Genomic DNA, 1,239 nt, shown 5'->3' on the forward strand with positions numbered 1-1,239 from the left:
AGGAGGAATTCAATTAAGTATGAATATCTTGATATTCTAGGTCCGCTATTTAAAGACGACCTGACGTAAGCTCAGACTGCAAACATACTGATGCGACTTCCGCTTTTGTCTAGCAAGTAGCATTCACAAGTAGAGATTTCTAAGCATTACAACTCGATCTTTTTGGTCAACATCTAAGCCGAAACCAATAGTTTCCAGTCATCTTATGTTCGGTTGAAAATGGCAATCTAAAGCGACCTCGTTCAATCACTCAGTGATTCAGGCAGACTTCTTGGCTAGGACTTTATTCGGCTAACCATTGAAGTACTTGCTCGTGTATTTCAGGACGGTATAACAAGTCAAAGTGATTCATGGCGTATGTAATCGATTGATTCTCTCTAGCAATGTTTAATGACATTTCCTGTTTCGTGTGCTCACCCAGAGCGCTCGAAACAGGTACTAGTCCGTCACCTAGCAGTTTGTCTTGGAGATCTCCTCGATCAAGGCCAATCGTGCTTGCAGCGGCATAACACTTTACGTCCCTCGGTAAGGGAATGATATGTTCTGGCCCTTGACGGCGTTTAAATCGATCAAAGCACTGCCAGTCCTCATCCACGATAATGCCATAACGCAAGTCAGTGATACCCGAACTTCGAGCCATCCCCAAGCGCGCCAATGCAGCCGAATAGGGAATGACACTCCAGAGTGTTTCGAGCCAATTGCTTTTGCGTTCTAGAGGCGCACCATGATGAGGTGTACCCAAGAAAACAACCTTACACATCTTCGAAATCCATTTACTTTGAGCACCGTAATGGCATGCACTGCGTGCCACAAGACCACCCATGCTATGCGTTACCAAACTAATTTCCTCAACATCTACAGGCCAATTTTCTAGCAGTTTCTCTAAACACTGCGCTAGCTCCCGACCGTTTTGCGATATGTGTTTGCCACTGTTGTAGCGCAAATATAACGGTGTATAGTTCAGATCACTTTCAAGGCCATCAGCATGACTCGCACCATCACGCTGCCACTGGGCATCACTCATGCAAAGACCGTGAATCAACACCACAATTTTGGAGCCAGGATTGGCGACTTGGTGAGTTATCTTCTCAGTTTCCAGAATCAGGCTCTGAGCTTTGTGCTGAAGCTGCATCGTAAAAGCGATAGGGTTACCGGTCTCCTCTAAATGGTCTCCTATTAGACCATTTAATGCGGCCGACAGATGACCAACCAGTGCAGACTGTTGGTGCTCGGAAGGGA

General features: G+C 45.9%; 1 protein-coding gene. It reads right to left on the bottom strand.

From position 1 onward, the window contains the following. Nucleotides 1-283: 283 nt before the first annotated feature. Nucleotides 284-1,239, bottom strand: a 956-nt coding sequence (locus A3739_RS04800) for a triacylglycerol lipase (protein WP_156502362.1), incomplete at its 5' end; no start/stop codon positions are given.

The sequence above is a fragment of the Oleiphilus sp. HI0067 genome (assembly GCF_001635735.1).